The sequence below is a fragment of the Pseudomonas sp. SLBN-26 genome (assembly GCF_006715895.1).
Taxonomy (GTDB): domain Bacteria; phylum Pseudomonadota; class Gammaproteobacteria; order Pseudomonadales; family Pseudomonadaceae; genus Metapseudomonas; species Metapseudomonas otitidis.
Window position 1 is genome coordinate 1521494 of sequence record NZ_VFOB01000001.1, and the last position, 20519, is coordinate 1542012.

At 70.3% G+C, this 20519-nt stretch carries 17 protein-coding genes; 10 read left to right on the forward strand and 7 right to left on the reverse strand.

Annotation, left to right across the window (positions count from 1 at the left end; all coding sequences use genetic code 11):
- The first annotated feature begins 3 nt into the window (after positions 1–3).
- Both pcaF and paaK read left to right on the forward strand, forming a co-directional pair.
- Positions 4–1209 carry a 3-oxoadipyl-CoA thiolase gene (gene pcaF / locus FBY21_RS06935; RefSeq protein WP_201774863.1) on the forward strand — a complete coding sequence of 402 codons (1206 nt, stop codon included), beginning with the start codon at positions 4–6 and terminating at the stop codon, positions 1207–1209.
- 104 nt (positions 1210–1313) lie between these two features.
- Positions 1314–2627: a phenylacetate--CoA ligase PaaK gene (paaK, locus tag FBY21_RS06940; RefSeq protein WP_044404129.1), complete on the forward strand. Its 1314-nt coding sequence runs from the start codon at positions 1314–1316 to the stop codon at positions 2625–2627.
- 36 nt (positions 2628–2663) lie between these two features.
- Here paaK and FBY21_RS06945 read toward each other — a convergent pair whose 3' ends face one another.
- Together FBY21_RS06945 and FBY21_RS06950 are read right to left on the reverse strand one after the other, a co-directional pair.
- On the reverse strand, positions 2664–3395 hold the full coding sequence (locus tag FBY21_RS06945; RefSeq protein ID WP_142009770.1) for a hypothetical protein: 732 nt from the start codon (positions 3393–3395) through the stop codon (positions 2664–2666).
- 1 nt (position 3396) lies between these two features.
- Positions 3397–3789, reverse strand: coding sequence for a VOC family protein (locus tag FBY21_RS06950; protein WP_142009772.1), 393 nt, complete (start codon positions 3787–3789; stop codon positions 3397–3399).
- A gap of 165 nt (positions 3790–3954) precedes the next feature.
- Here FBY21_RS06950 and FBY21_RS06955 point away from each other — a divergent pair, with 165 nt between their 5' ends.
- On the forward strand, positions 3955–4311 hold the full coding sequence (locus tag FBY21_RS06955) for a DUF1428 domain-containing protein (RefSeq protein WP_044403997.1): 357 nt from the start codon (positions 3955–3957) through the stop codon (positions 4309–4311).
- An 8-nt stretch (positions 4312–4319) separates the two neighbouring features.
- On the opposite strand, the gene tssA is transcribed toward FBY21_RS06955, so the two are convergent.
- From tssA to FBY21_RS06980, 5 genes are all read right to left on the reverse strand, one after another.
- Positions 4320–5396, reverse strand: a complete 1077-nt coding sequence (gene tssA, locus FBY21_RS06960; protein WP_142009776.1) for a type VI secretion system protein TssA — start codon at positions 5394–5396, stop codon at positions 4320–4322.
- Positions 5393–9214 (reverse strand): type VI secretion protein IcmF/TssM N-terminal domain-containing protein, encoded by a 3822-nt coding sequence (locus FBY21_RS06965; protein WP_142009779.1) that lies wholly within the window; start codon positions 9212–9214, stop codon positions 5393–5395. The genes tssA and FBY21_RS06965 overlap by 4 nt, the downstream gene beginning before the upstream one ends.
- The gene (locus tag FBY21_RS06970; protein WP_074971099.1) at positions 9211–9981 is read right to left on the reverse strand and encodes a DotU family type IV/VI secretion system protein; all 771 of its coding nucleotides are present in this window, start codon (positions 9979–9981) and stop codon (positions 9211–9213) included. Before FBY21_RS06970 ends, FBY21_RS06965 begins: the two co-directional genes overlap by 4 nt.
- A gap of 18 nt (positions 9982–9999) precedes the next feature.
- Positions 10000–11334 (reverse strand): type VI secretion system baseplate subunit TssK, encoded by a 1335-nt coding sequence (tssK, locus tag FBY21_RS06975; protein ID WP_142009782.1) that lies wholly within the window; start codon positions 11332–11334, stop codon positions 10000–10002.
- 66 nt (positions 11335–11400) lie between these two features.
- Complete coding sequence (locus FBY21_RS06980; RefSeq protein WP_074971095.1) at positions 11401–11877, reverse strand: type VI secretion protein; 477 nt, start codon at positions 11875–11877, stop codon at positions 11401–11403.
- Between the two features lie 204 nt (positions 11878–12081).
- Between FBY21_RS06980 and tssB the strand changes: the two genes are divergently transcribed.
- The 7 genes from tssB (at position 12082) to tssH (ending at position 20507) form a co-directional block, all read left to right on the forward strand.
- Complete coding sequence (gene tssB, locus FBY21_RS06985; protein WP_044404012.1) at positions 12082–12639, forward strand: type VI secretion system contractile sheath small subunit; 558 nt, start codon at positions 12082–12084, stop codon at positions 12637–12639.
- Positions 12640–12668: 29 nt separating this feature from the next.
- Positions 12669–14147 (forward strand): type VI secretion system contractile sheath large subunit, encoded by a 1479-nt coding sequence (tssC, locus tag FBY21_RS06990; RefSeq protein WP_074971091.1) that lies wholly within the window; start codon positions 12669–12671, stop codon positions 14145–14147.
- An 82-nt stretch (positions 14148–14229) separates the two neighbouring features.
- Positions 14230–14727, forward strand: coding sequence for an Hcp family type VI secretion system effector (locus FBY21_RS06995; protein WP_074971089.1), 498 nt, complete (start codon positions 14230–14232; stop codon positions 14725–14727).
- A gap of 15 nt (positions 14728–14742) precedes the next feature.
- Positions 14743–15183 (forward strand): type VI secretion system baseplate subunit TssE, encoded by a 441-nt coding sequence (gene tssE, locus FBY21_RS07000; protein WP_142009784.1) that lies wholly within the window; start codon positions 14743–14745, stop codon positions 15181–15183.
- Positions 15167–16954 (forward strand): type VI secretion system baseplate subunit TssF, encoded by a 1788-nt coding sequence (gene tssF / locus FBY21_RS07005; RefSeq protein ID WP_142009786.1) that lies wholly within the window; start codon positions 15167–15169, stop codon positions 16952–16954. Before tssE ends, tssF begins: the two co-directional genes overlap by 17 nt.
- Positions 16918–17958, forward strand: coding sequence for a type VI secretion system baseplate subunit TssG (tssG, locus tag FBY21_RS07010; protein WP_142009789.1), 1041 nt, complete (start codon positions 16918–16920; stop codon positions 17956–17958). Before tssF ends, tssG begins: the two co-directional genes overlap by 37 nt.
- Complete coding sequence (tssH, locus tag FBY21_RS07015; protein WP_044404030.1) at positions 17958–20507, forward strand: type VI secretion system ATPase TssH; 2550 nt, start codon at positions 17958–17960, stop codon at positions 20505–20507. The genes tssG and tssH overlap by 1 nt, the downstream gene beginning before the upstream one ends.
- Positions 20508–20519 lie beyond the last annotated feature (12 nt).

Below are 20519 nucleotides of genomic sequence, written 5' to 3' on the forward strand. Positions count from 1 at the left end.
CAGATGAACGACGCCCTGATCATCGACGCCGTGCGCACCCCCATCGGCCGCTACGCCGGGGCGCTGTCCGGCGTGCGTGCCGACGACCTCGGCGCGGTGCCGATCCGCGCCCTGATGGCACGCCACCCGGAACTGGACTGGAGCGCCATCGACGACGTGATCTACGGCTGCGCCAACCAGGCCGGCGAGGACAACCGCAACGTCGCGCGCATGGCCGCCCTGCTCGCCGGCCTGCCGCAGAGCGTGCCCGGCACCACCCTCAACCGCCTGTGCGGCTCCGGCCTCGACGCCGTGGGCAGCGCCGCCCGCGCCCTGCGCTGCGGCGAAGCCGGGCTGATGATCGCCGGCGGGGTGGAGTCCATGTCCCGCGCGCCCTTCGTCATGGGCAAGGCCGACACCGCCTTCTCCCGCCAGGCGGAGATCTTCGACACCACCATCGGCTGGCGCTTCGTCAACCCGCTGATGCAGGCCGGATTCGGCATCGACTCCATGCCGGAGACCGCCGAGAACGTCGCCGAGCAGTTCGGCATCTCCCGCGCCGACCAGGACGCCTTCGCCCTGCGCAGCCAGCAGCGCGCCGCCGCGGCCCAGGCCAGCGGGCGCCTGGGCAAAGAGATCGTCCCCGTGGAAATCCCCCAGCGCAAAGGCCCGCCCAAGGTGGTGAGCCAAGACGAGCACCCGCGCGGCGATACCACCCTGGAGCAACTGGCCAAACTGGGCACGCCCTTCCGCGCGGGCGGTTCGGTCACCGCCGGCAACGCCTCGGGCGTCAACGACGGCGCCTGTGCCCTGCTGCTGGCCAGCCCCGCCGCCGCCCGGCGCCACGGCCTCAAGGCCCGCGCCCGGGTGGTCGGCATGGCCACTGCCGGGGTGGAGCCGCGCATCATGGGCATCGGCCCGGTCCCGGCGACCCGCAAGGTGCTGGAGCTGACCGGGCTGTCCCTGGCCGACATGGACGTGATCGAACTCAACGAGGCCTTCGCCGCCCAGGGCCTGGCCGTGCTGCGGGAGCTGGGCGTGGCCGACGACGACCCTCGGGTCAACCCCAACGGCGGTGCCATCGCCCTCGGCCACCCGCTGGGCATGAGCGGCGCGCGCCTGGTGACCACCGCCCTCCACGAACTGGAAGAACGCCAGGGCCGCTATGCCCTCTGCACCATGTGCATCGGCGTCGGCCAGGGCATCGCCCTGGTCATTGAAAGGCGCTGAAACGCTACGCCCGAGCCCGGGCGAACAGCGCGGAGTATGCTGCTCGCCTGCACTCGCAGCCCCTCACCGGCTGTCGACTACAACAACAATTCGAGTGACCCATGATGAACACGATCGCCTCCACCGCCTTGCTCGATCCCATGGAAACCGCCAGCGTCGACGAACTGCGCCAGCACCAGCTGGATCGCCTGCGCTGGAGCCTGAAGCACGCCTACGACAACGTCCCGCTGTACCGCCGCCGCTTCGACGAGGCGGGCGTGCACCCGGACGACCTGCAGTCCCTGGAGGACCTGGCGCGCTTCCCCTTCACCGGCAAGAACGACCTGCGCGACAACTACCCCTACGGCATGTTCGCCGTGCCCCAGAGCGAGGTGGTGCGCCTGCACGCCTCCAGCGGCACCACCGGCAAGCCGACGGTGGTGGGCTACACCCGCAACGACATCGACACCTGGGCCGGCGTGGTGGCGCGTTCCATCCGCGCCGCCGGGGGGCGCAAGGGCGACAAGGTGCACGTGTCCTACGGCTACGGCCTGTTCACCGGGGGCCTGGGCGCCCACTACGGCGCCGAGCGCCTGGGCTGCACGGTGATCCCCATGTCCGGCGGCCAGACCGAGAAGCAGGTGCAACTGATCCGCGACTTCCAGCCCGACATCATCATGGTCACCCCGTCCTACATGCTGAACCTGGCGGACGAGATCGAACGCCAGGGCATCGATCCCCACGACCTGCCCCTGCGCCTGGGCATCTTCGGTGCCGAACCCTGGACAGCCGAGCTGCGCCGCGCCATCGAGGAGCGCATGGGCATCACCGCGCTGGACATCTACGGCCTCTCGGAAATCATGGGCCCGGGCGTGGCCATGGAATGCGCCGAGACCAAGGACGGCCCGACCATCTGGGAGGACCACTTCTACCCCGAGATCATCGACCCGGTGACCGGCCAGGTGCTGCCGGACGGCGAGTATGGCGAGCTGGTGTTCACCTCCCTGTCCAAGGAGGCGCTGCCGATGATCCGCTACCGCACCCGCGACCTCACCCGCCTGCTGCCCGGCACCGCGCGGCCGATGCGGCGCATGGACAAGATCACCGGGCGCAGCGACGATATGCTGATCATCCGCGGCGTGAACGTGTTCCCCACCCAGGTGGAAGAGCTGGTGCTGAAGGTGCGCGCCCTGTCGGAGAACTACGAGATCCACCTCTACCGCGACGGCAACCTCGACGGCATCGAGATCCACGTCGAGCCGCGCCCGGGCCAGGAGCCGGCCAACACGGCCCAGGAGCTGGCCCTGTGCAGCGAGCTGGGCAAGCTGATCAAGACCTACATCGGCATCAGCGCACGGGTGGTGCTGCGCCCGCCCTTCTCGCTGAAGCGCTCCGAAGGCAAGGCCTGCCACGTCTACGACCGGCGCAAGGCCGGCTGAGCCACCCCGCCGCCGGGAACGGGCCTGCGCCCGTTCTCAGCGGGGCGCGGGCTCGATCACGAAGCGATAGGGGTTGTCCGGCTCACTGAAGCGCAGGCGATAGGTCTCGGCCGAGGCAGCCCCGTCGCTGCGCCGGTAATCCATCTGCACACCCGGCGGCAGGTCGCCCGGGCCTTCCAGGTAGCGGGTGTCGGGATAGAAGAAGACGCCATTGCCCCCCTCGCGCACCGCCCCGCAGGCGGCGAACAGCGGCGGCAGCACATGCAGGTTCCCGCCCCTCACCACCAGCACGCCGCTGTAGCGAGTCATGCGCCCGCTGCCGTTGTAGTGCAGCTCCAGGCACAGGTCCGTGCCCTGTTGCCAGGCGGTGACCGAGGCCAGTGATTCCGGGTCCTGGGGCGAGGTGCCGCCCCAGTCCGCCGGGGCGAGGTTCACCGCGTCCGCCAGCGACAAGGTGCGCCCGGCCACCGCCAGGGTGCTGCCATCGAACACCAGCGCCGGCCAGCCGGCCGGTGCCTCGCTGCCCAGCTCCCCGGGCGCGCTCCACAGCGCATCCGGGTAGCGCTCGGCCGCCATGCCGAGGGCGTTGGTCCACAGGCAATGACGGGGCTCATCGGTGCAGGCCTGCTGCAACTCGAGCCCCTCACCCGGGAACAGGTTCCTGCCGAGCCCGGCATAGAACTCGTCATAGCCCTCGTAGGGCGCTGCCATCAGCGGGCCGGCGGCCAGCCCCAGCAGCGCCCCCAGTGCCAGGTGCCGTGAGCGCACGTCAGCCCCCCACCGGGGTGCACAGTTCCACCAGCAGGCCGTCCGGGCAGCGCAGGTAGGACACCACCTGCCCCCAGGGCCGCGCCACCGGCGGCGCCAGCTCGCGGGCACCGGCCGACAGCGCGCGCTGGTGCGCGGCGGCCACATCGTCGGTGACCAGGCCGATCTCCATGCCCAGCGGCTGGGCGGAAGCATCGGCACGCACATGGCCGCCGGGGAAGTTGAAGTCGCCCAGGGCATGGTTGGCGAAGGCCAGGGTGGTGGCGCCGGTCTCCACCTCGCCGTAGTCGCCGGACTCGTGGAGGAAGCGCGTCGGCAGCCCGAAGGCCGCTTCGAAGAAGGCCAGGGAGGCGGGTACGTCGCTGACGTAGAGGATGGTGTAGCCGAGTTTCATGGTCGTACGTCCGTGTTGGCTGGGAGGTCCGGCATCTTCCTCGCTCACCGCCGCGCCCACAAGCGGCCCATTGGTCGGCACGCTTCCGCAGGGTGACGAAACCCGTGTCGAATGAATCCAGGCACGCCGTACCGCCTGTCCATGAGTCCACCCAGGAGATCGACCATGACCCTCTACGTCGACGGCTATGTACTGGCCGTGCCAACCGCCTCCCGCGAGGCCTACCGCGAACTGGCCGAGCAGGCCGCCACTGTGTTCAAGGACTGCGGCGCCCTCAGCGTCTGCGAATGCTGGGGCGATGACGTCCCGGAAGGGACTCTGACGTCCTTCCCCATGGCCGTGCAGTGCAAACCGGAGGAAACCGTGGTGTTCTCCTGGATCACCTGGCCCTCGAAGGCCGTGCGCGACAGTGGCATGCAACGGGCCATGGAAGACCCGCGCCTGAAGACCGACCCCGCCGGAATGCCCTTCGACGGCAAGCGGATGATCTTCGGCGGGTTCGAGGTGCTGGTGAGCGCCTGACCGCTTCGCTACCTCAGCACCCCCAGCAACTGCCACAAGCGCCGCGACTCGGCGTCGGCGTTGAGCAGCTCGTCCAGCAGGCTGCTCAGCGGCTGGTGGCCCCACTCCACCGCGCGGCGGATCACATAGGGCACGGGGCTGTGGGGCTCGGTACGGGCCAGGAAGTCGGCAATCTGCGCCAGTTGCCGGTAGGCCTCCTCGCGGCTGCTGGGCGCACCGGCGGGCAAGGCGGCGACGGCGGCAGTGGCCGGAGCGGCCTCGTGCTCAGGGGTGGAAACGGGCTCCGGCATGGGCGGCACCTCGGGGACGTAGGGAAGACGTTCGTGGACGAAGGCATGCAGGGCGTCCAGGACGCCACGCAGCGGGCCGAAACCCGGCGCCAGCTCGCCCAGCCACTCGTCACAGCCGCGCTCGAGGCGTGCCAGCTCGGCCAGCGCCTGGCTCAGCTCGGCGTCCAGGGTGACGAACTGCTCGGCGGGCAGGCGCCGCAGCGCCTCATCCAGCTTGCTCTGCTCCAGCCTTGCAGCCTCGGCAGCAGCCTTGGCCGCCTTGCTGTCGCCGACCTGAACCTGGCGCTGCTTGAGGCCCTGCCAGTGAGCCAGGGTGACCTCGGACAGGTCGCCCTCCACCACGCCCAGCATCGGGCAGCGGGTCAGCAGCAGTTCGTTGTAGCGCCGCGCCACCCACTCCAGGGGCGCCACTCGCCAGGAGCGGTCGTCATCCTCAGCGCGCGGGTGCAGGTCGTCCGGGTAGCGCGCCCAGAGCCCGGCCAGCAGGCCCAGGGCCGGCGCCGCACCATGCAGGCCATGGCGCATCAGCCAGGCCTCGCCGAGCCAGGCGGCGAGCATCAGGTCCTTGCTGCGGCGACACAGCAGGTCGCTGGCCAGGGCCTCCACGCCGCTCCAGTCACCGCGCTTGAGTTCCGCCTGCCAGACGCCCTCGGGCAGCGACGGGTCGTCCTCGCGGCGCATCTGCCGCAGGCGGTCCATCTCGGGGGCGTGGCGCAGGTTCTCGCCGCAAGGATCGCCTTCGGAAATCGGTGCCAGCAGGTCGTCGAGGCTGGGGCCGGTGGGTTGCCAACTCATGGGGTTACCTGGGAACTGACGAAGGAATCGGGCCGCCAGCCGTCGAACGGCGAGCGCGGCGCGCGCACCGGCAAGGGCTGCAGCGACAGGGGCTGCTTGCCGCCCTGGGCCATCAGCGACAGGCGCAGGAACATCAGCGCCTGCGGCTCGCCCTGGGTCACGCCGCGCACGGGCACGTTCAGGGTCAGCGGGAAGTCGGTGTAGTCCGGGCTGGGCTGGCGCTGCGCGACCACATGGGTGCGCAGCAGCCGCATCAGCGCCCAGGGCCCGCGGTACTCCCAGCCGACCTCCAGGTCGTTGACCGCCATGCTCGGCTGCAGCGGGTCGATGCCCGGCCGCTGGCCGCTGTCCTTGGCCCAGCGCAGCAGCAGGTGCAGCGGCTCGCCGGCATTCCACAGCAGGCGCCCGGGTTCGCCCGGGTAGTCCAGCTGGCGATCGGCGGCGTGCAAGGACCAGGCGATCACCTGGTCGGCCCCGCGCTCGGACTCGCGGTCGGTGCGCCAGCGCACTTCCATGTCCAGCCCCAGGGCGCCGGACTTGTCGCGCTGCAGCAGCGGCCCGAGCCAGGCCCGCGCCTGCTCCAGGCGGGTGAGGAAGTCCTCGGCAGCGGGCCGGTCGGCGGCCTGCCCCCACTTGAGCCCCTCGCGGGCGGCGGCCAGGTGGGTGTCGATCAGCTCCACCAGATGCTGCACCCGGGCCGGGTCGGCGTCTTCGGTCCGCAGGCTGTAGGCGAAGGGGAAGCGCCCCGCCAGGTACTGGTTGAAGTAGACCGCCAGCGCGTCCCAGGCCTGGGCAGCCTGCTGCCGCTGCAGGTCGCTGCAGCGCTGGGCGGCCTGGTCACGCAGCACCTGGGAGCGGCGCGCCAGGTCACCGGCGCCGGTGGACAGGGTGGCGGTGGTGAGCACCTGCTGGCAGGAGCCACGGTCCATCTCGACGAAGTCGCGGGCCACCAGTTGCTCGAACAGGGCCGGCGAGCTGGTGGGGTTCTGTGCCTTGTACTTGACCATCTCCTCGCTGAGGGCGGCGAGGCGGTGCACCCGGTCCTGCTCGGCGACGCTGAGTTCGGGCTGCTCCTGCAACCAGGCCAGGGCCGGGGCGGCGCCTTCGCAGCTACCCTGGATGGCGCCGAACTGCTGGGCAAGGCTGGTCTTCAGGTCCTGCACGTCGCTGGCGCGGAACAGGCGCAGGCCCAGCTCGCGGGAGCCGTCCCACTGGGCGATGTCGTAGCGCTGGGTGAACAGCGGCATGCCGTCGATGCTGGCCAGCGCGCCGTTGACGTCGGCCATGGCCATCCGCGTGAGCTGGCCACGCAGACTGCCGGCGAGGTCGTGGCGGCCCACTTCCAGCAGCGCCTGGAGCACCTGCATGGCCTGGTCCACCGGTACGTCGAAGACCCGCCCGGTGGCACCGGGCGCACGCTCCGGCGAGGCCACCAGGCTGGCCCACACGGCGCGGGCCACCGCTTCGCCAGCGGCGTTGCGCATGCCTTCGCGGTAGTCCGAGGGGATCGGCGCCATGGCGCTGGCGACGAAGGCGCGGTAGCTCTCCACGTAGCTGAAGGCCTGGGTCAGGGCGCGGGCGTCGACGTTGCGCAGGCTGCGCGGGTTGGCATCGCCCGAGTCCTTGCGCAGGGCTGCCACCGTGAAATCCCGCCGCAGCAGGTCGTCGATGGCGAGGTCCAGGGCCACCACGTGATCCTGCAGGGCCAGGGTATTGCCGGCCTGGCGTTGCAGCAGGCTCGGGTCGTTTCCCTTACCGGCGATCCATTGGCCATGGAAGCTGCGGCGCAGCTTGTTGGCTTCCTCGTTGAGCTCCTGCTCGACGGTGCTCCCCAGCAGGCTGCTCTGGCGCACGGTCTGCATCAGGTTGCCGTAGCCGGGCACCAGCTCTTCACCATTGGTATGGCTCCAGGCGGAGTTGGTCAGCGCGAGGATGTCCTGCAGGCGCGCGATGCGGGCACGGATGGTTTCCAGATCAGCCAGCGAACTGCCCTGCCCCCGGCGCAGGCTCTCCAGGTGGATGTGCAGGTAGGCCGCCGGTTCGACGAAGTTCTCCGCCAGGAAGTACTGGGTCAGCCAGAGCTTCATCAGGGACTGGAAGTTTTCCGTGATCGGCTCGCGCGCATTGCGCAGGTCCAGCGGTGCCAGCCCGGCGCCGCCCAGGTTGCGCAGCACCTGGTCGTAGTAGGCGCGGCGATGCAGGCTGGCGCTGTTCAGCTCCATGCCCAGGGTGGTGTTGGCCAGTTGCGCCAGGGGTTCCAGCACGCCCTTGTCACCGGACAGCGCATCGCCCAGCCAGCGGTTCTGCTGCTCCAGGGCGGCGGCGCCGTAGGCCAGGCTCCTTGCCTTGATGTAGTTGGGCCAGTCTTCCGGCACCTCGCCCTCGACATTGGTGCGGCGCTCCGTCGGGCGGATCGCCAGCAGGCGCTCCAGCTCCATCTGCTCCAGTTGCAGCACGGGCGACAGGGCCTCGCTGCGGGCCAGGGTGCGCAGAACCTCGTCCATGCGCGCGTTCTGGCTGGAGAACCAGGAGGTGGGGTAGACCAGCGCGGCGAAATGCCAGCGCGGCGCATCGCGCAGCAGGTTCCAGAAACCCTGGATATTGCGACGGGCCTGCTCCTGGCTGCGAGCCGGGTCCTTGAGCTGCACATGGGCGTTCTGCGTGACCTGCACCAGGCGGGTCAGCTCGCGGGCATCCTGCCGCGCGTCGTGCCAGACCCAGACCATGCCCAGCAGCCAGCACACACCGACCACCCCGGCGACCACCGCCGTCACCCGCTGCCAGCGCTGGCGCAGGTAGAGGATGCGCGGAACGGCCTGGGCCAGCCCCTGCTCGGCGAGGAAGCGCTGGCGCCAGAGGCCGGCGGCGAAGGCCGGCTGCTGCGGCTGGCCCTCGCCCGTGCCGACTGCCCAGGGGTCGGCCGGACCGCCGAGCGCACGCGCGCCGCTGAAGTAGATGCCCCGCAAACGCGGCGCCTCGCCCTGGGTGTTGCCCTGGAACACCGGCTCCAGCAGCGCCCGCAGGTGGGTGCGCAGGCTGTCCAGCTGGCCCGGCAGGCGATAGAGGTCCTCCCCCAGTTCGCCACGCAGGGCGCCCACTTCCATCACCGTGGCCTGCAGGGCCTGCATCACCTGGTCGAGGCCGTCGTCCAGCCAGTAGCCCTGCCAGCCGGCGTCCAGGCTGTAGGGCGAGGACCAGCCCAGCAGGCGCTCACGGGCCTCGTCGGGCAGGGCGTCGAGCAGTTCGAGGAAGCCGGGCATGTCCTCCATGCAGGTGACCATCACCTGCACCGGCAGGCTCAGGCCCAGGCGCTGCATCAGTTCGCTGAAGCGGCGGCGTGCGGTGATGGCATCCGACGCCAGTTGCGCCTCGTTCATCAGGCGCGACAGCGGCACCACCCAGATCACCCCGTCCAGCGGGCGCTGGCCACGCAGGCGCAGCAGCATGCCCAGCAGGCGGCGCCAGACGAAGGCCGGCGCGGTGCCGCCCTCCTCCGGCAGGAACAGGCTCTGCGGCACCACCAAAAGGCTGCCGTCCGGGTCGGCCCACCAGCGGCCGAACCAGGCCGGGCGGCCCACCGGGGCCAGTTGCCAGTCCGGGGCCAGCAGCGCGCCCTCGCGGGGGTCGCCCACCAGCATCAGCCAGGGCGTCTGGTAGCGGTCCTGGGTGCCCTGGTCGTGCTCCATCTTACGCACGGCGTTGTAGAAGGTGCGGATCGCCGCGCCGGACTGGGTGCGCAGCCACCAGTAGAGGGCGCCGAGGGCTACCAGCGCGAGGATCACCAGGAAGACGGTCAGGGCGATGGCGAAGCCGCTCATTCGGCGCCTTCCTCTTCATCGACCAGTTGGCCCAGGTGCATCACCGGCTCCAGCTCGGACTGGATGTCGCGCCAAAACCCGTGGCCCACGGCGGTCAGCAGCAGGACGCCGGCGACCACCGCCAGGGTCAGGCGGAAACCGTCAGGCAGGGTGCGCCGCAGCGGCAGGCGCAGCGGCGCCGCCTGGGTCGGCCGCGCCAGGCTCTGCAGGGCCCCCTGGGGATCGGGCTCGCGGTGCCAGGCGAAGGTGAACAGCGCCCGCCGCCAGCGTTCGTGGAGCACCCGGCCGCGCTCCCCGCGCAGTTGCCCCTGGAAGCCCAACACCAGGCATTGCAGGTAGACATTGGCCAGGTCGCGGGTGGACGGCGAGCGGGTCTGCAACAGGGTGCGGATGGCCGCCGGCAGGCGCTCGCCGGCATTGCGCGAGCCGTAGAGGCGCATCTCCAGCGGGCGCTCCTGCCAGGTGGACTGGCCACGCCAGGGGGTGAACAGGAGGCTTTCATCCAGCAGCGCGACGAAGGCATAGACCGAGGCCTTGACCTGGTCCGCGGCGGAATCCCCGACCCGGGCAAAGCCGCTGCGCCACAGCCGGCGGACGATGCGCGTGGCGGCTTCGGCCACCTTCTCCACCAGTTGCGGCTCGGGGTCGTCGAGGTCTTCCAGCAGGTCCCAGGCCCCTCGCCATTCCAGCCAGGCTTCGCGGAAGGCGAGGCTCAGGGGGGCCTCGCCGAACTCGGGCGGGTAAAGGGCCAGACTCCTTTCGGGCATGTGCGCGTCCTTGGCTGATCAGGCGGTCTCGGTGTCCTGGTTGACGAACAGCACCACCTGCCAGGGACCGACCTGGGCCGCCTGGCCGGGGACGATCAGGCAGAAGCGCTGCTCCGGGTCGAACCACTCCCCGGCGGCCTGGACCACGAACAGCCGGGTGTCCTCGCCCACGCCGTAGGCCAGTTGCTCGGCGCGGCTCATGCTCTGGTGGGGCAAGCCGCTCATGCGCTGGCGAGCCAGGGTGGCGACCTTCGATTGCGAGGCGATGATGGCCTGGCCGAGCCAGTCCAGCGCACCCTGTTCGCCGGCACCGGCGGGCATGCGCAGGCCGATCACCAGGCGCTGGCGGGGGGAACGGGCGTCGGGCAGCTGGATGGCGAAGCCCTGCTCCAGGCCCTGGAACAGCAGGCAGCGGTAGCCGACGCGAATGCGCGCCAGGACCGCATCCAGCCAGTCGAGCACCTCGTCGTAGCCACGCTTGAGGTCCAGGTAGTCCAGGGGGGCGAATGCGGGTACGCCGGCCACCGGGTCCAGCGCGCACCAGGCGCCGGCCATGCCCACCAGCAAGCCGTGGAGGCGATCCGGGGTGGCGACGCGGCTGTTCAGCGCGGCTTCCACTTCCGGCAGACGTGCCCACAACGCGGTGAGCTGGCGGCCGATCTCGGCACGGTCGTCGTCCTGCCCGGCCTGCTCGGCCTGGCGCAGGCGCCCGCCGAGGAACAGGCACTTCTCCCGCGCCCGGGCGCAGAGTTCGGCCACCGCGCGGCCGAGGTCGGATTCAGGGAGGATGCGCGGCGTCGGCGCGGCATAGGGCTGGCGCACGAAGCCGCCGCCCTCCTTGGTGATGCGCAACAGCGGCAGGCACACCGAGTCGGCCCGGCCGCTGTCGGTGGCCAGGCGCGCGGCGGGCCGCCAGACCAGTATCGGCTCCGGGTGCTCGCCACTGGCCAGGTCCGGCACCGCCTCACCGACCAGGGACTGCAGGCGACCGCGCAGCGGCAGCACCTGGCCGCTGCGGCCGAGGGGGTTGATGGCGAGGTAGACGGTGGTGCTGGCGGTGGGCGATTCGGCGATGGCGGGGCCGACGTCCAGCTCCAGGGTGGCGCCGTCGCCGGGCTGCAGGCTCACCGGCAGGCCGTCGGGGAGGATGGCCTCCAGGGCCAGCACGCGGATGAGGCCGGCACTGAGCGCGGCGGGGTCGAGTTCGAGTTGGCTGAGCCCCCAGAACCAGGGGTTGGCGGCGTGACCGAAACGGGCGGCGAGGACTTCGGCGCGCAATCCCTGCAGCTGGAAATGCTGGGGCAGCAACTGCATGCCCTCGTGCCAGCAGACTGCGTCAGGCAACACGTTCATACCACTCCCCTTCGACATCCTTGACCATCCCGCAGTGCGGTTTCCCGCTGTTTCAGGGGCTCGGGTTCACCGCCCGTCGTCACCCATCAGGCGCATCTCTCGGCTGTCGAACCTGAGCCACACACGGCTCTGCTCATCCAGCCGCAGGCGGTGAGCACCGGGAGTGTTATAGCCGGCGAAGACCAAAAGTCCAGCCGAGCGGCGGCCGGAAAACGGAAAGTCCTGGACCTGCATCAACTGCCCCGGAACCAGCTCCAGGCTCCACACGGAAAACTGGGTGCGGTAGTCGCGGCGGTACTGCTCGCGCTCGCTGAACCACTGCCGCGCGTTGACGCTGGAGAGCAGCTTGAACAGGTCCGGGTCGTCCACCGCCACGAAGTCCACCGCCAGGGGGGTGTCGTCGTTGGCGCGGGGAGCGACATCCAGGGTGATTTCGTCGAGCTGGACGCGCGGCGCGAACAGCCAGGCGCAGCCAGCCAGGGGCAGTACGGCAAGGGCGAGCAGGAGGATTCGGAGGCGGAATTTGAAACGTCCGTGCTTCATGGAGGTCCGTTCTTGGTTTGCGTTTGCAAATTTATAAACCTGTTCTAGCGTGTCTGGATAGTTCGTCTGACAGACGAATCTGTAGGACCGCCAAGGACAGGCACCGGCTCCAGGCCGCGTCGTTCCGGCGGCCTCGCAAGGGAGTGCAATGGCAGGCGTCGCCGAGGCATTGCGCTCGAAGCATTGCATCGGAGCCCCCTCACCATGGCAGAAAGCACGCAGCACAAGCTGGACCGGATCCGCCCGCCCCGCGTCCAGATCACCTACGACGTCGAGATCGGCAACGCCATCGAGAAGAAGGAGCTGCCCCTCGTGGTCGGCATCCTCGCCGACCTCTCCGGCAAGCCCGACAAACCCCTGCCCAAGCTGATCGAACGTCGCTTCACCGAACTCGACCGCGACAACTTCAACGAGGTGCTCGCCTCCATCGAACCGCGCAGCACCCTGCAGGTGGAGAACACCATCAGCGGCGACGGCAGCAAGCTCAACGTCGAGCTGCGCTTCCGTCACTTCGACGACTTCGACCCGGTCAACATCGTCAAGCAGATCACCCCGCTGCGCCGTCTCTACGAGGCCCGCCAGCGCCTGCGCGACCTGCTCACCAAGCTCGACGGCAACGACGACCTCGACAAGCTGCTGCAGGAGGTGGTGAGCAACACCGAAGGCCTGCAGGAGATCAAGTCCGCACGCCCCGAAGGCGAAGCGCCGGCCGCTGAAGGCGCCGCCGCAGCCGATGGCGAAGCACCGGCCGAACCGGCCTGACCGACCCCCGAATTCCCGGAGACAACGCAATGGCAACCGAAGCCGGTGCATCCAGCGAGAGCACGACCCAGACCCTGACCCTGCTCGACCGCATCATCGCCGAGGGCCGCATGGCCCACGACGAGAGCCAGCAGGGCTACGCCCGCGACCTGCTCGCGGAGTTCGCCACCCAGGTCCTCGACGAAGGCATGGCCATCGACAAGGACACCGTGGCCATGATCAACGACCGCATCAGCCAGATCGACAAGCTGATCAGCGACCAGCTCAACGAAGTCCTGCACCACCCCGAGCTGCAGAAGCTGGAAGCCTCCTGGCGCGGCCTGCACATGCTGGTGGACCAGACCGAGACCAGCAGCCGCCTGAAGCTGCGCCTGCTCAACGTCACCCAGAAGGAGCTGCAGAACGACCTGGAGAAGGCCGTCGAGTTCGACCAGAGCGCGCTGTTCAAGAAGATCTACGAAGAGGAATACGGCACCTTCGGCGGGCACCCGTTCAGCCTGCTGGTGGGCGACTACGCCTTCGGCCGCCACCCCCAGGACGTGGCCCTGCTGGAGAAGCTCTCCAACGTCGCCGCCGCCGCCCACGCGCCCTTCATCGCCGCTGCCAACCCCAAGCTGTTCGACATGAACAGCTTCACCGAGCTGGCCGTGCCCCGTGAGCTCGGCAAGATCTTCGAGAGCCTGGAGCTGATCAAGTGGCGCAGCTTCCGCGAGAGCGAGGATTCGCGCTACGTCTCCCTGGTGCTGCCGAACTTCCTCCTGCGCCTGCCCTACGGCCCGGACACCAAGCCGGTGGAAGGCATGGACTACGTCGAGGACGTCAACGGCACCGACCACTCCAAGTACCTCTGGGGCAACGCCGCCTGGCTGCTGGCCGCCCGCATCACCAGCGCCTTCGCCAAGTACGGCTGGTGCGCAGCGATCCGCGGGGCCGAGGGCGGTGGCGCGGTGGAAGGCCTGCCGGCCCACACCTTCCGCACCCTGTCCGGCGACCTGACGCTGAAGTGCCCGACCGAAGTGGCGATCACCGACCGCCGCGAGAAGGAGCTGAACGACCTCGGCTTCATCTCCCTCTGCCACAAGAAGAACACCGACATGGCGGTGTTCTTCGGCGGCCAGACCACCAACAAGGCCAAGGTCTACAACACCAACGAGGCCAACGCCAACGCACGCATCTCGGCCATGTTGCCGTACGTGCTGGCCGCCTCGCGCTTCGCCCACTACCTGAAGGTGATCATGCGCGACAAGGTGGGCAGCTTCATGACCCGCGACAACGTGCAGACCTACCTCAACAACTGGATCGCGGACTACGTGCTGATCAACGACAACGCACCCCAGGAGATCAAGGCCCAGTACCCGCTGCGCGAAGCCCGCGTGGACGTCTCGGAAGTCGCCGGCAAGCCGGGCGTCTACCGCGCCACCGTGTTCCTGCGCCCGCACTTCCAACTGGAGGAGCTGACCGCCTCGATCCGCCTGGTGGCCAGCCTGCCACCGCCGGTAGCGGCCTGACCCGACGCCCCCGCCGGCCGCTCCGGCGGGGGCTCGCCTCTCTCACGATCCACCCCGTTTCCAGACCCAGGAGTTATCCGCGATGGATGCCATCATTCTCGACCTCGGCGACGACATCAAAGGCGACAGCCTGCTCGAGGGCTACACCGACAAGATCGAGTTGATGTCCTACAGCCACAACGTGGCGATGCAGGTCACCAACGACGTCAGCAACTCGGAGCGCACCTCCGGCAAGCCGCACATCGGCGAGTTCACCGTCACCAAGTTCGTCGACACCGCCACCCCCTCGCTCAACGAATACTGCTGCGCCGGCAAGCCCATCGCCACGGCCAAGATCACCATCGGCCGCAACGCCGCCGAAGGCGACGGCAAGCTGTTGCCGTTCATCATCTACACCCTCGACAACGTGGTGCTCTCCAACGTCAGCGTCAGCGGCGGTGCCGGCGGCAAGCCGGTGGAAACCCTCTCGCTGAACTTCACCAAGATCAAATGGGAGCTCACCGCGCAGAAGGACGACGGCACCAAGGAAGGCACCGCCGCCTCCACCTGGGACCTGGCCGCCAACAAGCTCGTCAAGTAAGGACGCCGCCGCTCCATGCCGTACAGCGGACTGCTGCCCCCCCTGTTCGAGCGCCTCTCCGCCCAGGCGGACGAGGCGCCGGACTTCGACCGCGACGCCCTGGCCGAGTCTGTCCGTCTGGAGCTGGCGCGCCTGCTCAACACCCGTCGCCCACCCCGCGCGCCCGGCCGGCCACTGACCGTGCTGGACTACGGCATCGCCGACTGGAGCGCCCTGCAAGCCCTGCGGGTGGATGACCGGCGCCTGCTGCTGCGGGATCTGCGCGCCGCCGTGCAGCACTTCGAACCCCGCCTGCAGCTGAGCGAGATCGACGTCGAAGCCCTGCCCGACCAGCCCCAGCGCCTCGGCATCCGCCTGGCCGGGCACCTGCGCAGCGGTCGCCGCAGCTGGCCGGCGCTGTTCCTCCTCGCCCCCGGCGACGACGGCCTGGAGGTGCGCCATGAGCGACTCGATTGATGCCGACCTGCTGGACTACTACCAGCGCGAACTCACCTGGCTGCGCCACGCCGGCAACAGCTTCGCCCAGCGCTACCCGAAGGTGGCGCGGCGCCTGGAACTGGCCCCCGGCGAATGCCCGGACCCCCACGTCGAACGGCTGCTGGAAGGCTTCGCCCTGCTCAGCGCGCGGCTGCACCGGCGCCTCGACGACGACTACGCCGAATTCAGCGACGCCCTGCTGGAGCAGCTCTACCCCCTGGTGCTGAGGCCCCTGCCCTCCTGCGCCATCGTGCAGTTCGAGCCCGACCCGACCCAGGGCAGCCTCGCCGAAGGCTACCGCCTGCCCCGCGACACGCCGCTGTTCGTCACCACCCGCGACGGTGCCAGCGTGCACCTGCGCACCAGCGCCGAGGCCGTGCTCTGGCCGCTGCGCATCCGCGAGGCGATCCTGCTGGACGGCGATGCCGCCGTGGCCTTCTCCGGCCACCCGCGCGCACGCTCGGCCCTGCGCCTGACCCTGGAATGCCTGGGCGAATTCGACTGGTCGCAACTGCCGGTGCGCCACCTGCGGGTGCACCTGGCCGCCTCGCCGATGACCAACGCCACCCTCTACGACCTGCTCGGCGCCCACAGCCTCGGGGTGTGGAGCGGCGCCCCGGACAGCCCGCTGCAGCCGGTGCCCGGCGAGATCGCCCCGGTGGGCTTCGCCGACGACCAGGCGCTGCTGCCCGACGAAGACGGCCAGCACCCCGGCCTGCGCCTGCTGGCGGAGTACTTCGCCTTCCCCGACAAGTTCGCCTTCTTCGACCTGCCACTGCTGCCACCAGCCGGCGGCGGGCGCGACTGCCAGGTGCTGATCGCCTTCGACCGCGCCCCGACGGGCCGGCCGCACCTGCAGGCCAGTGAACTGCGCCTGGGCTGCGCCCCGGCCATCAACCTGTTCCCGCGCACCTCCGAGCCCCTGCGCCCGGACGGTACCCGCAGCGAATACCGCCTGGTGGCCGACGCCCACCGAGAGAGCAGCGTGGAGATCCACAGCGTCCGCAGCGTCCGCGCCGCCACGCCCCAGGGCGTGCGCCGCGTGCCGGCCTACTACGGCCACAGCCATGCCGGCGCCGGCCTCTACTGGCATGCCCGGCGCGTCCAGGGCCTGAACCCGGCACGCCCCGGCAGCGACCTGCTGCTGAGCCTGGTGGACACCGCCTTCGACCCGCTGCACGACGCCCCCGAATACAGCCTCACCGCCGAGCTGCTGTGCACCAACCGGCACCTGGCCGAGAACCTGCCCGCCGGCACCCGGCTGGGCTTCGAGCGACCCGGCCCGGTGGCCCTGGCCAGCCTGCTGGCACCGCCCACGCCGCAGAGCCTGCCGCGCCTCGCCGGCCCCTCGCGCTGGCGCCTGGTGTCCCAGCTCAGCCTCAACCACCTGTCCCTGGTGGAAGGCCCCGAGGCCCTGGACGCCCTGCGCGAACTGCTGCACCTGCACAACCTGCGGGACGAAGCCGGGCCCCGGCGCCAGGTGGACGGTCTGGTTGAGTTGATCTCTGAGCGGGTGGTAGCGCGAGTCGGCGACGACGCCTGGCGCGGCTGGCGCAACGGCCTGGAGGTGCGCATCCGCCTCGACCCGCAGCACTTCGCCGGCAGCAGCGCCGTGCTGTTTTCCGCCGTGCTGGCGCAGTTCTTCTCCCTCTACGCCACGCCCAACCGCTTCGTGCGCACGGTGCTGGTGGAACACGACAAGGAGGTGCGGACATGGCAGCCCCAGGCCGGCAAGCCCCTCAGCCTCTGAGCCAGCGCCTGCGCGACAGGCCCCAGGCCTTCGAATTCCTCCAGGCCCTGTTGCTGCTGGAGCGCGAGCGCCCCGATGCCACGCCACTGGGCCAGGGCAGCAGCCCGGATGACGAGGCCCTGCGCCTGCGCGGGCCGCTCACGCCGACCTTCGCCGCCAGCCAGGTGGAACGCCTGGAGGAAAAGCCGGGGCAGCCCCCTGTGCTGAGCACCGCCGTATTCGGCCTCGGCGGCCCCGACGGCCCGCTGCCCTACGCCTACCAGGAATGGCTGCAACAGCGTGCCCGCCACAAGGACCACGCCCCGGCCGAATTCCTCGACCTGTTCCAGAACCGCCTGCTCGCCCAGCTCTACCGTGTGCTGGGTCGGCATCGCCTGGCCCTCGGCTTCCAGCCGCCCGAGCAAGCCCCCGTGCATCCGCCGCTGCTGGCACTGGCCGGCCTGCTGCCGCGCAGCCTGCAGCAGCGCATGGACCTGCCGGACGCCACCATCACCGCCCGCGCCGCGCTGTTCAACGGCCCGCGCCGCTCCCTGGCCGGCTTCGCCGTGCTGGTGCGCCACCAGTTCGGCGTGGCGGTGGACTACGAGGCCTACCAGGGCGCCTGGCGGGAGATCCCCCCGGCCAGCCGCAGCCGCCTGCAACGCGGCGGTCGCAACCTCGGCCTGGGCCGCGACGCCATCGCCGGCACCCGGGTGTGGGACGAGCACGCCGGCATCCGCCTCACCCTCGGCCCGCTGGGCACCGAGCAGGCCAATGCCTACCTGCCCGGCGGCGAGCAGCACCGGCGTCTTGCCGACCTCGCCGGGCTCTACCTCGGCCCCGACCTGGACTGTCACCTGCGCCTGCTGGTGCGCCCCGGCGCGCCGTTGCGCCTGGACCGCCAGCAACCGCCACGCCTGCGCTGGAGCGGCGGGCTGCACCTGGCCGCCGCCAGCACCTTGCAACGCATCGACACCCACCTGCGGCACAGCGATGCCGGCCTGCCGTCCAAGGAGACGCCCTGATGGAACTCGCCGCGCTCATCGGCCGCCTCAACGCCGACAGCCGCCGCGCCCTGGAGCGGGCTGCCCAGCGTTGCCTGCAGCGCACCCACCACTACGTGGAGATCGAGCACCTGCTGCTGGAGCTGCTGGATATAGAAGGCGGCGACCTCGCCTGGCTGCTGCCGCGCTTCGGCCTGGAGCGCGACGCCGTCGCCACCGAGATCAACCGCGCCCTGGAGCTGTTCAAGGCCGGCAGCACCCGCACCCCCGCCCTCTCCGCCCAGACCATCGGCCTGCTGGAGGATGCCGTGGTGCAGGCCAGCGTGCAGGGCCAGGCGAGCATCCGCTCCGGCCTGCTGCTCGTGGCCCTGCTGGACCGTGACGAACGCCGCAGCCTGCTGCTCAACAGCGCCTCCTCGCTGCTGCGCATCCCCCGCGAAGCCCTCCGCGCCAACCTGCTGGAATGGACCCAGACCTCCCGCGAGCACACCGGCAGCCCCGGCCCGGCCGGCAAGGCCCGCCCCGCCCAGGAAGCGCCCCAGGACAGCGTGCTCGACCAGTACACCCAGGACCTCACCGCCGACGCCCGCGCCGGGCGCATCGACCCCATCGTCGGGCGCGACGGGGAGATCCGCCAGAGCATCGACATCCTCCTGCGCCGGCGGCAGAACAACCCGATCCTGGTGGGCGCCCCCGGCGTCGGCAAAACCGCCGTGGTCGAGGGCCTGGCCCTGCGCATCGCCGCCGGTGACGTGCCGCCGCCCCTGCAGAACGTCATCCTGCGGGTGCTCGACCTCGGCCTGCTGCAGGCCGGCGCCGGGGTCAAGGGCGAGTTCGAGCAGCGCCTCAAGGGCGTGATCGACGCCGTGCGCAACAGCGAGCAGCCGATCATCCTGTTCATCGACGAGGCCCACACCCTCATCGGCGCCGGCGGCAGCGAGGGTGGCAGCGACGCCGCCAACCTGCTCAAGCCGGCCCTGGCCCGGGGCGAGCTGCGCACCCTGGCCGCCACCACCTGGCTGGAATACAAGAAGTACTTCGAGAAGGACCCGGCCCTGGCCCGCCGCTTCCAGCTGGTGCAGGTGGAAGAGCCCGACGAGGCCACCGCCGTGGAGATGCTGCGCGGCGTCGCCGCCAAGCTGGAGCAACACCACGGCGTGCAGGTGCTCGATAGCGCCATCCACGACGCGGTCAAGCTCTCCCACCGCTACATCTCCGGCCGCCAGTTGCCGGACAAGGCCATCAGCGTGCTCGACACCGCCTGCGCCCGGGTCTCCCTCGGCCAGCACGACGTGCCGCCACCGCTGGAAAGCCTGCGCCACCGCCAGCAGGCCCTGGGCGAGGAACTGCAGCGCCTACGCCGGGAACAGGCCACCGGCCTCGACCACCGCGAACGCATCACCGCCCTGGAGCAGGAATCCACCGGCAACCAGGCCGCCATCCGCGAACTGGAAACCCGCTGGGGCGAAGAGCGCGAAGCGGTGCGCGAACTGCTGGAGGCCCGCCGCGAACTGCTGGCCCTGAGCGAGAGCGCCGACGCCAGCCACCCCGACGAAGCCCTCGACGAGCGCATCGACCACCTCGCTGCCGAACTCACCCGGCTGGAGGCCGGCCTCGACGCCATCCGCCAGGACGACCCCCTGGTGCCCGAGCAGGTGGACTCGCGCACCGTGGCCGCCGTGATCGCCGGCTGGACCGGCATCCCCATCGGCAAGATGCTCGCCGACGAAGCCTACGCCGTGCGCACCCTCGGCCAGCGCCTGGGCCAGCGGGTCATGGGCCAGGACAGCGCCCTGGGCACCATTGCCCAGCGCATCCAGGCCTACCGCGCCGGCCTCACCGACCCGGCCAAGCCGGTGGGCGTGTTCCTGCTGGTGGGCCCCACCGGCGTCGGCAAGACCGAAACCGCCTACGCCCTGGCCGATGCCCTCTACGGTGGCGAGCGCAACCTCATCAGCATCAACCTCTCCGAGTACCAGGAGGCCCACACCGTCAGCCAGCTCAAGGGCGCCCCGCCCGGCTACGTCGGCTACGGCACCGGCGGCGTGCTCACCGAAGCGGTGCGCCGCCGGCCCTACTCCGTGGTGCTGCTGGACGAAATCGAAAAGGCCCACCCCGACGTGCTGGAAGCCTTCTACAACGTCTTCGACAAAGGCGTGATGGAAGACGGCACCGGCCTGGTGGTGGACTTCAAGAACACCGTGATGCTCGCCACCAGCAACGTCGGCGCCGAACTGGTGCTGGACACCCCCACCGACCAGCTCGGCAGCGACGCCTTCAACGAACGCCTGCGCAAGGTGCTGCTCCAGGCCTTCCGCCCCGCCTTCCTGGCCCGCATGACCGTGGTGCCCTACCGCCCGCTGGACGAAACCACGCTGGAAGGCATCGTCCTGGCCAAGCTGGAAAAACTGCGGGAACGCTACAAGGCCGCCACCGGCAAACAGTTCGACTTCGACCCAGCCATCGTGAAAGCGGTGCTCGCCAAATGCAGCGCAGCGGGTGCGCGGGATATCGAGAACGTGCTGATGGCGCAGGTGACGGGGAAGTTGGCGGAGTGGGTGTTGGAATGAAGAACTGATCGA

What these genes read in the sequence shown, in the direction of transcription:
- tssK (WP_142009782.1), bottom strand. Translation starts at nt 11,334, where the DNA reads ATGAACGTGTTGCCTGACGCAGTCTGCTGGCACGAGGGCATGCAGTTG.
- FBY21_RS06950 (WP_142009772.1), bottom strand. Translation starts at nt 3,789, where the DNA reads ATGAAACTCGGCTACACCATCCTCTACGTCAGCGACGTACCCGCCTCC.
- paaK (WP_044404129.1), top strand. Translation starts at nt 1,314, where the DNA reads ATGAACACGATCGCCTCCACCGCCTTGCTCGATCCCATGGAAACCGCC.
- tssC (WP_074971091.1), top strand. Translation starts at nt 12,669, where the DNA reads ATGGCAACCGAAGCCGGTGCATCCAGCGAGAGCACGACCCAGACCCTG.
- FBY21_RS06970 (WP_074971099.1), bottom strand. Translation starts at nt 9,981, where the DNA reads ATGCCCGAAAGGAGTCTGGCCCTTTACCCGCCCGAGTTCGGCGAGGCC.
- FBY21_RS06995 (WP_074971089.1), top strand. Translation starts at nt 14,230, where the DNA reads ATGGATGCCATCATTCTCGACCTCGGCGACGACATCAAAGGCGACAGC.
- tssE (WP_142009784.1), top strand. Translation starts at nt 14,743, where the DNA reads ATGCCGTACAGCGGACTGCTGCCCCCCCTGTTCGAGCGCCTCTCCGCC.
- tssG (WP_142009789.1), top strand. Translation starts at nt 16,918, where the DNA reads ATGGCAGCCCCAGGCCGGCAAGCCCCTCAGCCTCTGAGCCAGCGCCTG.
- tssH (WP_044404030.1), top strand. Translation starts at nt 17,958, where the DNA reads ATGGAACTCGCCGCGCTCATCGGCCGCCTCAACGCCGACAGCCGCCGC.
- tssB (WP_044404012.1), top strand. Translation starts at nt 12,082, where the DNA reads ATGGCAGAAAGCACGCAGCACAAGCTGGACCGGATCCGCCCGCCCCGC.
- tssA (WP_142009776.1), bottom strand. Translation starts at nt 5,396, where the DNA reads ATGAGTTGGCAACCCACCGGCCCCAGCCTCGACGACCTGCTGGCACCG.
- FBY21_RS06980 (WP_074971095.1), bottom strand. Translation starts at nt 11,877, where the DNA reads ATGAAGCACGGACGTTTCAAATTCCGCCTCCGAATCCTCCTGCTCGCC.
- pcaF (WP_201774863.1), top strand. Translation starts at nt 4, where the DNA reads ATGAACGACGCCCTGATCATCGACGCCGTGCGCACCCCCATCGGCCGC.
- FBY21_RS06955 (WP_044403997.1), top strand. Translation starts at nt 3,955, where the DNA reads ATGACCCTCTACGTCGACGGCTATGTACTGGCCGTGCCAACCGCCTCC.
- FBY21_RS06965 (WP_142009779.1), bottom strand. Translation starts at nt 9,214, where the DNA reads ATGAGCGGCTTCGCCATCGCCCTGACCGTCTTCCTGGTGATCCTCGCG.
- tssF (WP_142009786.1), top strand. Translation starts at nt 15,167, where the DNA reads ATGAGCGACTCGATTGATGCCGACCTGCTGGACTACTACCAGCGCGAA.